Here is a 14,334-nt window from a genome sequence, read left to right as displayed (position 1 = left end):
GTGAAATTTTACTGGTGCAAATTTAGAAAATTATTCAACTAGTTTCTTGTCTAGGAGGGGGAAGATGCGGTTCAGTTCCATCAAATCGATGATGTGGTCCAGATCTCCAGAGAAAGACTGGATGGATTCAATGGGTGTGGATACATCTACCGGATCTGAAGCGGCGCACTGGAGAATGTTCTTGTCCAGGAGGGGTTGGATGTTTCGCATGGTGAGCGTCATGCCGAAGGTCACCTTGCGAGCGATGTTTGCCAGGTTCTCGGAAGTGATGGTGCAAGTACCGTTTTGCAGGGGTTCCGAACTTTCCTGGGCGGCCTTGATGACAGCCTTTAGAACCATCTGTTCCGTAATGGACAAAATGTTAGGAGAGGGTTCCTTCCTAAGGGCTCGATGGAGAATGGCTTTGTAAAGCATTTCCACCACATTCTTGTTCTTGACCCTTACGGAGGAAGACTGGATTTTCAGTAAATCCATCTCCTGGAGAATCTGGAGCAGTTCCTTGGTGATGTCTACGGGCAGATTGGAAAGATGACTCATCTTTTCGATGAGTGTGGACAAACTAATTTCTGTGTCCTGGCTGCCTTTTGATGTGGTTGACAGGAGGTAAAGCAGTGAAGGTAGGGAACGGACTCTTAAACTCTTGCGGAAATCGCCTTCGGCAATTCGTGATCTCTGCGACAGAAAGTGTACGATAGAGCCAATCCAGCTAGGTTCCTGCTGGAGGGAATCCTTCAGGGCCTGGCCTTCTATAATCTGAATTTCGCAGTCGGACTGGGCGGTAATGGTTTCCGTAATGGCGCTGTTTTCTACCAGACAGAATTCGCCAACGATGGAGCCTGGACCATAAACGTGCTTGGCTCCGGTCTGGAGGGAGGACCCTTCCAGGAAGCCCTTCTTTACGATGTAGAGAGCGTTAATGAATTCTCCCTCGCGACAGATTACTTCACGAGACGTGTACTGCATTAGATGACCCCCTTAATGTTTGTCTCGAAAAGGAGCGCAAGGTAGGTCTTTGCCAGGCTATTGATGTGGATGGCGAAGTTTCCATCGCCGCAGTCTCTGAAACATCCGATTTTCTTGAGAATGAGCCAGTCGGACAGGGTGGCCTCGGGGACGTTTTCGGAAAAGAACTTTACCCAGTTGGCCCCTTCACGAGGGCTGCTGCCGGATTTTCTCGCCAGGACTTCCACCAGCTTCCTCTGGATCTTGCTGAGGGTGTACGGCGGGAAGGGAATTTCCTTGCTTCGGGCTGCCTGAAAGTCTACATAGGTTTCCAGCAGGCGAGTGTCTGGAATCCTGCAGCATTCCTTACCTTCGATTGCCTTGATCTCGATAAAGTGGCGGCGGGCGAGCCCCTTGAATGCCTGGATAATCTCTACGGCACGGAGCCTGGAAAGGAATGTGTATTCCAGAAGGAGGTCCTGGAGGGGGAGGTATTCCTTGGATGGCTTATGGCTCAGGAATTCAGCAAGGCTCAAGAGTTCGTTTTCGATGTGGCTCTTCTGGCTAGCCTGTTTCAGGTCGCGGGTTCTTGACCCGAAGGAGCGAATGGTGGCCAGTAGCCATAGGGGAAGACGCTTCAGTTCGGATTCCATGCATTCTTCGTTGATGATGGTAACATCCGAATCCCGGCTGGCGACCAGCTGGTACTTGAAGGGTTCACGTTCCAGGAGGGATGCTACTCCAACCAGGTCTCCCGGATGCATAGTAAAGACTGTCTTATGGGGGCTGTCCTTTTCGCGAGCTTCTAGTTCCCCGTCATTCAGGATGACGATACACCGTTCTTCGCTGTCCGGTGCATAAACAACAAATCCCGCCTTCACGCGCATTTGCGTGGGCGGGACTAGTTGCTGTCGGGAATCCGCCATGTTCATGGTGTCGGATATCCGCTAAAACGCAGTGGATTACTGACGTTCGTCGATACGAGCAGCCTTACCGCGGAGTTCGCGCATGTAGTAGATGCGAGACTGACGAACCTTACCCGGGCGATCCAGGAGGATGTTTGCGATACGCGGAGAGTTGACCGGGAAGATACGTTCAACAGCAACGCCGTTGGACATCTTACGAACGGTGATAGTCTTGGAAATGCCAGAGTTCTTGACCTGGATGACAACACCCTTGAACGGCTGGATACGTTCCTTGGTGCCTTCAATAACCTTAACGTTCACGGTGACGGTGTCGCCAGCGCGGAATTCCGGAAGGTCGGTCTTCACGTTTTCATTCTGGAGTGCTTCGATATTCAGGGACATGATGTACCTCGTTAATTATTTGATGCCAAATTTAGTATCTCTTTCGAGATTTTTAAAGATGTCTGGGCGCCTTTCTTCCGTTCTTTTTAACGATTCTTGACGCCTCCAGGCTGCAATGTTCTTGTGATGGCCCGAGAGAAGCACATCTGGAACCTTTTTTCCTTCAAAAACTTCTGGACGAGTGTAGACCGGCCATCCTAGTACGCCCTGTGCAAAGGAATCGGTATCACCGGATTCTCTGTTACCCAGAGCGCCGTCAATAAGGCGGACTACTGCGTCTGTTACCAGCATGGCGGGCAATTCACCACCACTGACAACGAAGTCACCTATGGAAATTTCAAGATCCACTTCGGACTGGCGGATGCGGTCGTCGATGCCCTTGTAGTGCCCGCAGACGAGGACCAGGTGGCTTTCCTTGGAAAGCTCTGCTGCCATCTTGTGGGTGAAGGGGACACCATCTGCGGTCAAATAGATGACCTTGCCGCCGTCTTCCTTGACGCCTGTGCTACGGATTGCCGCTGCCAGGGGTTCCGGTCGGATGACCATACCCGGCTCGCCACCGTAGGGGACGTCGTCTACCTGACCGTAGTCATTGATTGCGAAATCTCGCAGGTAGACAGTGTTGAATTCCATAAGCCCCTTATTCTGAGCCCTTCCCATGATTGAAGTCTTCATGGGAGTGAACATCTCGGGAAAAATGGTAATGCAGTCAATTTTCATAACTGGACTACTTTTCCCCGGGGCACATACTTTTGAGGTAGTCTGCGCCGCAGGTAATGCTTTCGCCTTCTTCGTCGACTTCTAGAATGCAGTCGTCGACCCAGGGGGCTAGAATAGGTTTCGCGGAAAATTCTTTCTGGTACTCCAGATCAAACTTGATCTGGAAGGCGTAGACGGTGGGGAGTTCCTGAACCTCAATGACCTCTCCAACTTCTCTGCCATCTTCCAGTTTGACACGGAATCCGGCCAGGTCGTCAATGTAGTACTCTCCCTCGGGAGCGGGAATGCGCTCGGACTCGGGAATCATAATATCGCCATTGACAAAATGGGTGATGGACTCGGGGGTGTCGTACCCCTTGAATTTAAGCAACCACAGGTCATTTGCCAGCCTGGAATCTTCCACCGTCAGTTTAACCAGTTCGCTATTGGTCTTTTTTAGCATCACATCCGTAAGTTTCTCATGACGGGTAAGGTCGTGAGTCAGAGGCATCGCCTTGATGTAGCCCTTGACGCCATGTGTGCGCATGAGCTGGCAGACGGTGATATACTCTTCTTGTGCTTCGGATTCAGACATTAAAGACGTGGGTGGGAACCAGACTACTGTAAACTAAAAAGCGGATACAGTATATGGAAGGTGGTTACAAAGGGGGGCGGAACCTTTCGATCCCGTTTAAAAAAGCCTCGCGCAGTTATGCTGCACGAGACTCTTTCAAAATGCTTGGATTAAGCTTCGGCAGGTGCTTCTGCGGGAGCTTCAGCAGCGGCAGCAGCTTCTGCAGCAGCGGCTTCCTTAGCAGCCTTTTCAGCTTCGATCTTGGCGAGAGCCTTAGGACCGAGCTTAGCCTTCTTTTCCTTAGCAGCCTTGGGAGCAGCAACCTTACCATCGATGGAACGGCCAGCACGGAGTTCGTGGAAGAGTTCCATGATGCCAGCCTGCTTCAGGAGGCTACGAACGGTGTCGGACGGCTGTGCGCCAGTAACGAGCCACTTGAGAGCCTTTTCCTGATCGAACTTGATTTCCGGAGTCTTGGTGTTCGGGTTGTAGAAACCGACCTGTTCGATAAAGCTATCGTCGCGTGCCTTACGGCTGTCGATAACGACTACGCGGTAGATCGGGTTGTGACGCTTACCAAAGCGAGAAAGACGGATAGCGGTTGCCATTTTTGGACCTCTTTTTATTGTTTGAACGTTTTAGTCCTGAGTCAGGACCTTTTTAACTGACGCCAAATATAGCAACACAACCTTTGTGTGTAAAGGACGGCAATGAAAAAAAATCCGCTCTTTGCATATAAAGTAATATATTTTATCTCGTGATTTATAATAAAAATGGCGAATTCTTTCGAAATTCGCCATTTTTGTCCTTGCGAGAATGCTGTGGAACTTGCCCGTTTTTGTAAGGACTACTTCTTGGTTTCTCCCTCTCCGATGGACACATTTGTGTTTCCCTTGGAGATTTTGACACCCTTTTTCATGGCAATGAGGGTAATGCACAGGATCAGAACCACCAAAACGGCACAACCGCTGGGGGAGGTCAGGGCGGTAATGGGGGACTGCTTGGCTTGAGCTTCCTGCAACTGCTTGGTCAAGGTTTCCACTTTCTTTTGACCATTGACGACCAGTTCCTTGGACTTGACCTTATATTCGGCGAATTCGTTCTGGACTTTTTCCAGTTCGCCCTTGACGGAGACGAGTTCTGCAGAGTCCAGGGAACATTTCATCTTCTTGTCGTTTATGTCCTTCATCTTCTGCATGAAATCCTGGGCGTGAGCTCCCTTACCGACAGATGCTGCTTCGGGGGTGGTGGTTGCTGCTATGTTCTGTTCAGCCATGTTTTGTTCCTTCTTATTCCTTCTAACTAAAAACAACCTTGCATTGGCAAGGTTGTTCAAAATTAGCAAAAGTTATTTTGTTTTAAATATTAGTGCTTCTGGGATTCTACGAATCCTAAAGCTGGCTGCACGGCAATAAAAATGAGCAAGCTCATTTTTGCTGCACTCGCCTTAGTGCTTTTTGGTCCTTCGGACCCTAAAGCTTGCGGCTCGGCCATGCCAAAGTAAACTTTGGCGCGGTTCTCGCCTTAACGCTTTTTGGTCTTTCGGACCCTAAAGCTTGCGGCTCGGCCATGCCAAAGTAAACTTTGGCGCGGCTCTCGCCTTAACGCTTTTTCTTCTTGTTCTTGTCCTTGGGCGGGGTGTAGTTGGAGCCGACGGGGTTGCCTCCGTTTTGCTTGCGGGCCATTTCGCCGACCTTCTTGAACATTTCCTTCATGCCTTCGTACTGCTTGAGCACTGCGTTCACGCGACCGATTTCGGTGCCGGAACCCTTGGCGATACGGTCCTTGCGGCTGCCGTTGATGATGCTCGGGTTCTTGCGTTCCTTGGGAGTCATGGAACTGAGGACCGCTTCCACATAGACCAGCTCCTTCTCGTCGAAGTTGTCCAGTGGCAGCTTGTTCAGACCCGGGATAAGGCTGATGATGCTTCTGATGCTGCCCAGTTTTTTGATGGTGCGCAGCTGGTTCAGGAAGTCATTTAAGTCAAAGGTGTTGTTGAGGATCTTCTTCTTTAGGTCCTTGGCATCCTTTTCGTCAATGACCTGCTGGGCCTTTTCCACCAGGGAGACCACGTCGCCCATGCCGAGAATACGGCTAGCCATACGGTCCGGATGGAACAGGTCGATTTCGTTCAGCTTTTCGCCAACGCCGATAAAGCAGATGGGCACGCCGGTCATCTTCTTGATAGAAAGGGCTGCACCGCCACGGGTGTCGCCGTCCATCTTGGAAAGGCAGACTCCGGTAAACTTCAGGCGCTGCCAGAAGGTTTCTGCAACGTTTACGGCTTCCTGACCGATCATGGCGTCGGCTACGAACAGCACTTCGTCAGGATGGACGGCTGCTTGAGCCTGTTCCAATTCCTGCATCAATTCTTCGTCAATCTGGAGGCGGCCTGCGGTATCGTAGATGACCAGGTCGAAACCGTTATCCTTGGCGTACTGATAGCCGTGCTTGATAATTTCTACAGGATTGCCCTGGCCTTCGTCGTAGACGGGAATGCCGATGGACTTGCCCAAGACCTGCAGCTGCTTGATGGCGGCGGGGCGGTATACGTCGGCTGCCACCAGGAGGGGCTTGCGCTTTTTCTTGGTGCGCATCCAGAGAGATATCTTACCTGCGAAGGTGGTCTTACCAGAACCTTGCAGACCCACCATCATGATGCCTACGGGAGCGGGGGCGTTCAGGTTAATTTCTTTAGTTTCGCCACCCATGACTGCCACTAGCTCGTCGTGGATGATTTTCACAATCTGCTGACCCGGAGTCACGGAGGTGAGAACATCGGCACCCAGTGCCTTTTCCTTCACGGCCTTCACGAAGTCGCGGGTGACGTTGAAGTTCACGTCGGCTTCCAGGAAGGCTCGACGGACTTCACGGAGGGATTCCGCAACGTTTTCTTCGGTAAGCTTGCCCTGCCCACGCAGGTTCTTGAGAGTTCTTTCTAGAGAGTCGGTCAGCATTGAAAACATAGTGGGGGCAAATATAGAATAATTGAGGATTGAGGATTGAGGATTGATAATTAAAATGAGTGGAAATATAGCCAGGATATTACGAGAATAGCTCATCGCCCGCCAATAAAAAGTCGGCGAGACCGATGTGGTAGATTCCCATGTCATCGTACCAGGGGGCAATTTCATTTCGGGTGACAACGATCTTCCTGAACGAGTTTCCGACAATGTTGAATGGCGCAAGTTCCGACTCCTGCTTTTCGGGAGTGTTCATGGAGAAGGCCGATTGAACATAGCATTGCACATTGCCCTTGTTTACCACGAAGTCGATTTCTCTGTTGATCCGGGTCGATTTCCCGTCCACTTTTTTGAAACTTTCTAGCACGCCTACATCAACATTGTAGCCTCTCTGGATAAGGCTGTTGAAAACGACGTTTTCCATGATATGGGTTTCCTCGTTTTGCCGCATATTCAGGCGGACATTTCGTAACCCGACATCCACGCAGTAAAACTTGCTGCTTGAACTGAAATATTTTTTTCTGCGAATGTCGTAGCGCTTTGCTTCCTTGATGATAAACGCATCTTCGAGGTGCTGCAAGTATGATGTCACGGTGTTTGAGTTTACTTGGGTTTCCCGAGTCCTTTTCGTTGAGGAATTGATGCTGTTAGCAAGATTCAATGGGTTTGTCAGGGATCCCGTTGCGGAGCAAAGTTCGTTGGTTATTGCCGAAAGCAGGTGAGGGTCCCTGATGCGGTTGCGCTCAACGATATCCTTGAGGAAAGTTTCTTCAAAAAGGTTCTGCAGGTAAGAAATTTTTGTTTCAGGACTTGGCCTAGAAACGACAGCCGGCATGCCACCGTAAAGCATGTATTCATTCAAGGCAGCTTCCTTGTCGCCCTGTTTTGCGGAATAGAATTCCTTGAACGAAAGCGGATTGACTCTGACTTCATCACCGCGCCCCCTGAATTCCGTCAGCACGTCCTTGGATAGCATTTTGGAATTGCTCCCTGTAATGTAGATATCCAGGTTTTTATGGCTCAGAAGACCGTTCAGAATGTCATAGAAAGTGATATAGTCGCCTTCTACGTCAGGGTTCTTGATTTTCTTTACAAATTGGATTTCGTCAATGAAGATGTAAAAGTATTCGGAATCGTTAATCCTTTCCTTGATATACTTTGACAGGTTCAAGGGGCTGCGGAGTTTAGCAAAATCATCACTATCCAGAGAAATTTTGATGATGTTCTTTTCGGAAACGCCCTCGGTAATGAGATGCCTAAAAAACAGCTCAAACAAAAGTACGGACTTGCCGCAGCGTCGAACTCCGGTAATGACTTTCACCATTCCGTTGTGTTTTCGGTCAATGAGTTTTTTTAGGTAAACAGAGCGTTCAATCATGGGAAATCCTCTTGTTTGGAAATATAGCAAAAAGAAATGAAACTTATTTAGAAAAAGTGTGTTGGTACACTAAAATTTTAAACTTTTCTGTATCGTTATGTGCTTTTTGTTTAAAAAATAAGTGTTTTTACTGACCGAGTTCCCTAAATGGGTGGATGTGTTTGGCGATTGGCAAAAAGTCCTTTCTTTGTTATAACTACATTTGGTGCTACGAAATTGTCTGTTTTACGGTGTTTTATGAAAGAAATATTGATTGTTCTTTTTCTGCTGGTTTTGCCTTCAATGGTGATGGCAAAACATGTGGCGGTGCTGGAAACTCTTGCGGATCCTGCAGCCGCCGAGAAAGTTTCTACTTCTGACAAAAATTATTTGACGGATGTCTTGCGTAGCGAGGCGGTGAAAGTTTTGCCTGCGGAGCAGAACTTTACCATTATGACTCGCGAGAACATTAACGCCATGCTTCCGCCGGGCAAGTCCATTGAAGAATGCGAGGGTAGTTGCCTTGCTGAAACAGGACGAAACATTGCCGCGGATTATGTGGCTCAGGCCCGAGTGGGCTTGTTTGGCGGTTCCCTCACCTTGAGCGTGGAAATCTACGAAACAGCTGGCAATAAGCTGGTGGCCAGTTTCAATGGGGATGGCGAGAATGTCAAGGATTTGCTGGCTGTAGTAAAACTGCAGGCACCGGATTTTTTCAGGAAGGTGAAGGGTTCCAGCGGTGGCTGGGGCGGAGCTACTGGATTTAGTGATATTAACAGTGGCGGTAGTTTTTCTGTGCAGGGAAAGAAATCCTTTATTGTGGAGGTTTCCACCGAGCCTACGGGGGCTGCCTTGAGCATTGATGGTCGCCCCGTCCCCAAGTGTATGCAGACGCCCTGTAAGGTGCAGGTGGAAGAAGGGGAACACCTGTTTGTGGCTGTGAAGGATCGTTACGATGATGGTGAGACTCGAACCATGATTTCTGCGACGAACAAGACCGTGAACATGGAACTGGTTCCCAATTTCGGTACCCTGCTGCTGGAACCCAAACTTGCAGGTGTTGGCAGGCTCGGTGATATTTCTGTGTGGGTGGATGGCCAGCCTGTGAAGCAGAGAAAACTGGAGCTGGATCCTGGAATTCATGAAGTTCGTTTGAAGCACCCCTGCCATGACCCCATGGAATTCAAGGTGGGAATCGAAAAAATGAGCGAGCAACGCTTTGAACAGCCCATGACTCGAGGTATTGGTGGCCTTAAGCTAGATGCGGAATGGAATGGCGAACCTCAGGCTTTGTCCGTTTTTGTTGATGGAGAGGAAGTGGGCAGTACGCCTTTCCTGGGTGAAGTTCCCCTTTGCTCAAGGGTAACCGTTGGTGAGGATGGTAAGTATGAAGATGTGCATGTGAATTTGAAATGGCACGAAACTGTAGAATACACCCATAAGTTAAAGAGGAAACCTGCGTCGGTAATCGCCGCCGAGGAATCTAGCTTGGAAAGAAATCGCCAGAGGGCTAGCGCCGCCTATGATGAACTTGATGGAAAGGAACCTGCCAAACCTCAGGTGGGGGAATCTATTCCTACGAATGTCGAACCCGAGAGCACAGGTATAAAATGGGTTCCGGTGGGTATTTCCGCTGCTGTTGCAGTAACGGGAACGATCCTTGCCGTTGTGGGTAATTCCAAGGCAAAGTCCATCCATGACGAAAAGCCTGCCGATGCTGAAGAATATAAGAAGAATAAAGATGACATTCACGGCGCTCAGACCCTGCGTACCGCAGGCATCGTAACTGCCATCGTGGGCGCCATCGGCGTTGGCGTAAGCTTCGCGTTCTAGGGGAGGGAATGAAGATGAAAAATGAACATGTCATCCTGAAAAGTGCATCCTCCCGTGTCACCCTGAGCGTAGCGAAGGGTCTAGCATTCCTCTTCGTGTTAATGCTTTCCCTTACCGCCTGTTCCGACTATGAGGCGGATTACGAGGATATGTACGGGTATCTGGTGGAGGCAGGTACAGATGTTGCCTTGAGTTCTTCCTTGTCGTCATCCTGGAGCCGCGAAGAGGCGATAGGATCCAGCAGTTCCAGCATTAAGTATGGAAGCGAATATGATGCTGTTGCAAATACCTTGAAGGACCTCCGCGACAACCAAACCTACAAGACCGTCACCATCGGCTCCCAGACATGGATGGCAGAGAACTTGAACTACGACCCGGGTAACGTGTCTAGCATGGGTTCCTATGCATGGAGCGGCTGCTATGGCAATGAGTCTAGTAATTGTACCAAGTATGGTCGCCTGTACACCTGGGAAGTCGCCATGGACGATGCAGGCTGTGCTTATGGTAAAGCCTGTAATGCATCCCTTAATCCGTCAACCCCGGTTCGCGGTGTTTGCCCCAGTGGGTGGCACTTGCCGAGCCACCGAGAGTTCGAGGAACTGATCAATTTTGTTGACCCATCGTTCGGATATAACCATACTGGTGATGCCGGTTCATCTACTGCTGGCAAGTATTTGAAGTCCCAGTCCGGCTGGAATTCTAGCGGCAACGGAACGGATGCTTACGGTTTCTCCGCGCTCCCTGGTGGCTACAGGGACTACGGTGGTGACTTCGGCAACGAGGGCAACAACGCTGGCTTCTGGTCGTCGGGCGAGTACAGTAGCTACGTCGCCTTCTTCTTGTACCTGCTCTACTACTACGACGACGCGTACCTCGACCGGGACTACAAGAACTACGCAAGGTCGGTTCGTTGTCTCAAGGACTCTAACTAGACCGACGTAAGTCGGACTAGCGGTTGGCTAATGTAAGCCAACCAAAACAGGCCGCCAAGCCGCAAGGCAAGGCGGCCCGATTTTTTTTTGGGGGGGGGGCGAGATTTTAGCGGTAAAATATAATCATCTAAAACCTATAAATATCTATTTTAATAAATGTCAATTTTTGTCATAAAGTGTAAAACTAAAATTGCGCAGACATCCCTTTGATTGTGTTGAAAGTTCCATTAAATTTGGCGCATGAAGATAAATGAAATCTTTGCTCTTGAGCATTCTGAATCTACGCCAACAGGCAATGGAACAATCCACCTTTTGCGGGATCGTAGTTTTTTCCAGGCTTATGAATATTCAGCCTATTTCATGGAAAGGCACTTTCGCAAGTACAAGGTGCATAGCCGTTTCTATAAAAATATCAATGCCGAAATGGTCTATATGGGGTTCCCTGAAAAATGCATGGAACCTTTGAAGCGTGAGGTTGAACTATCGGGATATTCCTGGATTCAGATTGATGAAAACCGTGTAGATATTCAAGGTTTGCCTCCATGTAAAGATTTTGAAGAATGGAAAACAACCAAGATAAGCATGGTCGAGGGGAATGTTCCATCAAGAGAATCCATTGAAAAAAGCCAGGCTGAAGTTACTTATGAAAACTTAATGCTTGCCAATCGCGAAGCCTATGATATTTGTTTGTACGTGTGTAGATGCTCCAGTAAATTTTTCCGGAATTTCCGTTTTGGCCTGGGCGAAAAATTACGCCAGGAATCAGTGGAACTGACAGAGCATCTTCACTTGGTTACAACAAAGGTTATAAAGATGGATTCTATGTTGCTTCGGACTCTTTTGGGTAGCATGAGAATCAAGGTCCGCCTGTTAACGGATTTGGGGCAGCTTAATGGAAATCAATGGTTTTTCTTTAATGAAAAGGTGGAAAAAGTTTATTCGCTTTTAAGGTTAGAGTCCAGTGGTACTAAAGACTACGGGAGCAAACCTATCAGAGTCGGCGATCAACTCGCATGAAACCGAGTAGAAAAAAATCCCTGGAGGTTTCCGGTCAGCTAGATTTATTTAGTCAGCTTGGATTAGATTCTTCCTTGGAAACTAAAATCGATCGCAGTTCAAATTCAGGTGGCACTTACGGTTTCTCCGCGCTCCCTGGTGGCAACAGGAACAACAATGGTGACTTCAACAACGAGGGCAACAACGCTAACTTCTGGTCATCGGGCGAGTACAATAGCAACAACGCCTTCAACTTGAACCTGAACTACAACAACGACAACGCGAACCTCAACTGGAACAACAAGAACAACGCAAGGTCGGTTCGTTGTCTCAAGGACTCTGGTAAATTTAATATCAACCTTCTAAAAAATGATTTACGCTTTGCCTATTTTCAGGCCCGCAAACATAAGCGCAATACCCATAACCAGCTGGAGTTCGAGCAAAATCTCGAAAGCAACTTGTTGGCCTTGGCCTTGGAACTACAAAATAGGACCTACGAGCCTTTGCCTAGCATCTGCTTTATCAACGAAAAGCCTGTAAAGCGTGAAATCATCGCCGCCAATTTCCGTGACCGCGTTGTGCACCACCTATTGTACAACTGGATTTACCCCATATTCGACCGGCAGTTTATCTATGACAGCTACAGTTGCCGTGTAGGTAAGGGTACGGATTTCGGCATCAATCGGGCTAAAGAGTTCATGGTTTCGGAAAGCCGCAATTTTACCCGCGACTGCTGGGCCCTTCGCCTTGATATTAGCGGGTTCTTCATGAGTATCAACCGCGATATCTTGTATCAGTTGATTATCGAGGGCCTTCGCAAGGCCAAGTGGCGGGGCATTCCCGACAGGGATCTTTGCCTGTTCCTGGTTAAGACTTTTGTGTTTAACGATCCGTTAAAAAATGCCCACTTTCGCAGCCCTCGCAGTGCCTGGAACGACTTGCCAGCAAACAAGTCCCTCATGGGGCTGCCAGCAAACCAAGGCTTGCCTATTGGTAACTTGACTTCGCAACTATTCGGCAATGTCTATTTGAATCCCTTGGATCAGTTCGTAAAACATCAACTGAAAATTCGCTGCTACGGCCGTTATGTGGACGACATGCTTCTTGTTCATCATGACAAGTCTGTGCTGCTGAATGCAATCCCTAAAATCCGCAATTTTTTGCTTGACCGGCTGAACTTGAATTTAAATGAAAAGAAAACGCGGCTACAGCCTGTAAGCCATGGTTTTCCTTTTTTGGGAGCCTATATTTTGCCCTGGCGGACTTATCCTAGCAGACGGACTGTAAAAAACTTTAGGGAATGTGTACGAAACCCTGTGTTGGAAGAACGCGTCCAGCAATCCAGAATTCAAAGCTATCTTGGATATATGGGGCATTACGATGCGTTCAAGTTGGCATCTACTTTCCTTGCAAGTTCTTCTGGATTTCTCGCACCCGATCAATCGAAACATCGTTGTCTTCTGCGATTTCATCCAGGGTGAGCTTGCCTCGCTTTAAAGCCTTGACGACAGCCTCGGTCCGAGCCTCGTCTTTACCCTCTGTCCGCCCTTTTTCAAGACCTTGTTCAAGTCCTTGCTCAAGTCCCTTTTCAAGTCCCTTTTCAAGACCTTTTTCGAAGCCTTCGCTAATGGCGTCATCAATGTAACAGTCTATGTCATACTGGGTAGTCATGGTAAGAGTCTGCCTTTCAAGGATTTCCTTAGGGGTTCTACGGATACGCAACCGCTCGTAGGCGTCGCGGATGGCGCCCTGGGCGTTGCTGGGAATTTCGTCGCGGCTGCCGCAGTTGTTGATGAAGTCCATCCATTCCCGTTCCCTTTCGGGGACGTCCTTGGCGGCTTCCAACTTCGGCAACTTGATGAAAATATAGTTCAAAACGTCGCTTACAGGCAAGGCGTCCTTGTTTCCCAGGTCGCTCTTGCGGTAGATGCCCCAGGTGTCGCGGTAGTCCTTGTTTCCGTCGGTGGCGTTCTCGCAAATCCAGATGCTGTAGATCTTGGGCATGCGGTAGCGCTCCTTGAGGGAGAGTTCCTGGCGGCGCTTCTTGAGCGACAGGAGTTCCTCGCGGTGGGCCTCGGCGGCCATGATGGTGCCGTACAGAACGACGCGGTCCTTGAAGTGGGTGTGGCCGAACTTCTGCATTTCAACGTCGATGTATTCGCCTTTTTTTGTTTTTGCGTGAACGTCAACGCCCACGATGTCATCGCTGGGGTAGATGACCGCAAGGTCGCGATTCATGTGTTCTACTTCCGTAATGAGATCCTCGCCGTTGCGACGGAGGACTGCGTTCAGAAAATCGATCAGGATTTCCTTGTCCTCGAAAAGCCTGATAAAAGCCGTATTTTCCTTCGCGGAAAGGAAAGTGGAGTGCCGCAGGAGTTCCGGGATTTCCTGTTCCGGAAGGTCCTGGTTCAAAATGATGCCGAAGTCGGCGCGTGATCCCAATGCTGTCATGGGATACCTCTTGAGTAAAAATGGTTAACGATATGGTGCCGACCTCAATTTTTCGTTGAAATCGGGGGCCCTACGTTACTTACTCAGGAAGCGCATTCCCAGGTCCCCTGCGGCGTCCTTCCTTCGGTCAAGTTGAAAGCGAAGTGCCGCGAGCAGCAAGCAGAGAGTTAATGGCCGCGCACGAATGCCGGATGAGAATATGTTGAATATAGTATATTTCTTTGTATAAAGCTAGATTGTTTCCCTGATTTGGATGACGCTAGTCACTTGATACAGT

General features: G+C 49.1%; 14 protein-coding genes. 4 read left to right on the top strand and 10 right to left on the bottom strand.

Going from position 1 to position 14,334, the window contains the following annotated elements:
* Positions 1-30: 30 nt before the first annotated feature.
* From BGX12_RS03280 to BGX12_RS03240, 9 genes are all read right to left on the bottom strand, one after another.
* Entirely contained in the window at positions 31-963 is a 933-nt protein-coding gene (locus tag BGX12_RS03280; protein ID WP_109734660.1) for a Crp/Fnr family transcriptional regulator, read from the bottom strand.
* Positions 963-1,874 (bottom strand): cyclic nucleotide-binding domain-containing protein, encoded by a 912-nt coding sequence (locus BGX12_RS03275; protein WP_109734659.1) that lies wholly within the window; start codon positions 1,872-1,874, stop codon positions 963-965. Before BGX12_RS03275 ends, BGX12_RS03280 begins: the two co-directional genes overlap by 1 nt.
* Positions 1,875-1,904: 30 nt before the next feature.
* Entirely contained in the window at positions 1,905-2,249 is a 345-nt protein-coding gene (rplS, locus tag BGX12_RS03270) for a 50S ribosomal protein L19 (protein ID WP_109734658.1), read from the bottom strand.
* Between the two features lie 15 nt (positions 2,250-2,264).
* Positions 2,265-2,969 (bottom strand): tRNA (guanosine(37)-N1)-methyltransferase TrmD, encoded by a 705-nt coding sequence (trmD, locus tag BGX12_RS03265; protein ID WP_109734657.1) that lies wholly within the window; start codon positions 2,967-2,969, stop codon positions 2,265-2,267.
* A 7-nt stretch (positions 2,970-2,976) separates the two neighbouring features.
* Positions 2,977-3,543, bottom strand: a complete 567-nt coding sequence (gene rimM / locus BGX12_RS03260; RefSeq protein ID WP_109734656.1) for a ribosome maturation factor RimM — start codon at positions 3,541-3,543, stop codon at positions 2,977-2,979.
* 149 nt (positions 3,544-3,692) lie between these two features.
* Positions 3,693-4,130, bottom strand: coding sequence for a 30S ribosomal protein S16 (gene rpsP, locus BGX12_RS15915; protein WP_109734655.1), 438 nt, complete (start codon positions 4,128-4,130; stop codon positions 3,693-3,695).
* 239 nt (positions 4,131-4,369) lie between these two features.
* On the bottom strand, positions 4,370-4,798 hold the full coding sequence (locus BGX12_RS03250) for a hypothetical protein (RefSeq protein ID WP_109734654.1): 429 nt from the start codon (positions 4,796-4,798) through the stop codon (positions 4,370-4,372).
* A 325-nt stretch (positions 4,799-5,123) separates the two neighbouring features.
* Positions 5,124-6,488, bottom strand: a complete 1,365-nt coding sequence (ffh, locus tag BGX12_RS03245) for a signal recognition particle protein (protein WP_109734653.1) — start codon at positions 6,486-6,488, stop codon at positions 5,124-5,126.
* A gap of 79 nt (positions 6,489-6,567) precedes the next feature.
* On the bottom strand, positions 6,568-7,863 hold the full coding sequence (locus BGX12_RS03240) for an ATP-binding protein (RefSeq protein WP_109734652.1): 1,296 nt from the start codon (positions 7,861-7,863) through the stop codon (positions 6,568-6,570).
* A gap of 237 nt (positions 7,864-8,100) precedes the next feature.
* Between BGX12_RS03240 and BGX12_RS03235 the strand changes: the two genes are divergently transcribed.
* From BGX12_RS03235 to BGX12_RS03220, 4 genes are all read left to right on the top strand, one after another.
* Positions 8,101-9,675 (top strand): PEGA domain-containing protein, encoded by a 1,575-nt coding sequence (locus BGX12_RS03235; protein ID WP_109734651.1) that lies wholly within the window; start codon positions 8,101-8,103, stop codon positions 9,673-9,675.
* Between the two features lie 8 nt (positions 9,676-9,683).
* A complete protein-coding gene (locus BGX12_RS03230; RefSeq protein ID WP_109734650.1) occupies positions 9,684-10,607 on the top strand; it encodes a fibrobacter succinogenes major paralogous domain-containing protein in 924 nt (307 codons plus the stop codon).
* A gap of 240 nt (positions 10,608-10,847) precedes the next feature.
* Positions 10,848-11,624, top strand: coding sequence for a hypothetical protein (locus BGX12_RS03225; RefSeq protein ID WP_109734649.1), 777 nt, complete (start codon positions 10,848-10,850; stop codon positions 11,622-11,624).
* Between the two features lie 74 nt (positions 11,625-11,698).
* Entirely contained in the window at positions 11,699-13,084 is a 1,386-nt protein-coding gene (locus BGX12_RS03220; protein ID WP_158278155.1) for a reverse transcriptase domain-containing protein, read from the top strand.
* On the opposite strand, the gene BGX12_RS03215 is transcribed toward BGX12_RS03220, so the two are convergent.
* A complete protein-coding gene (locus BGX12_RS03215) occupies positions 13,002-14,057 on the bottom strand; it encodes a PD-(D/E)XK nuclease family transposase (RefSeq protein ID WP_109734647.1) in 1,056 nt (351 codons plus the stop codon). The two genes, BGX12_RS03220 and BGX12_RS03215, sit on opposite strands and share 83 nt — an antisense overlap.
* Between the last annotated feature and the right edge of the window lie 277 nt (positions 14,058-14,334).

It is taken from the genome of Fibrobacter sp. UWR4 (assembly GCF_003149045.1).
Classification (GTDB): domain Bacteria; phylum Fibrobacterota; class Fibrobacteria; order Fibrobacterales; family Fibrobacteraceae; genus Fibrobacter.
The sequence above is the reverse complement of the archived record's forward strand: the minus strand, read 5'-3'. Positions and strand labels throughout refer to the sequence as shown.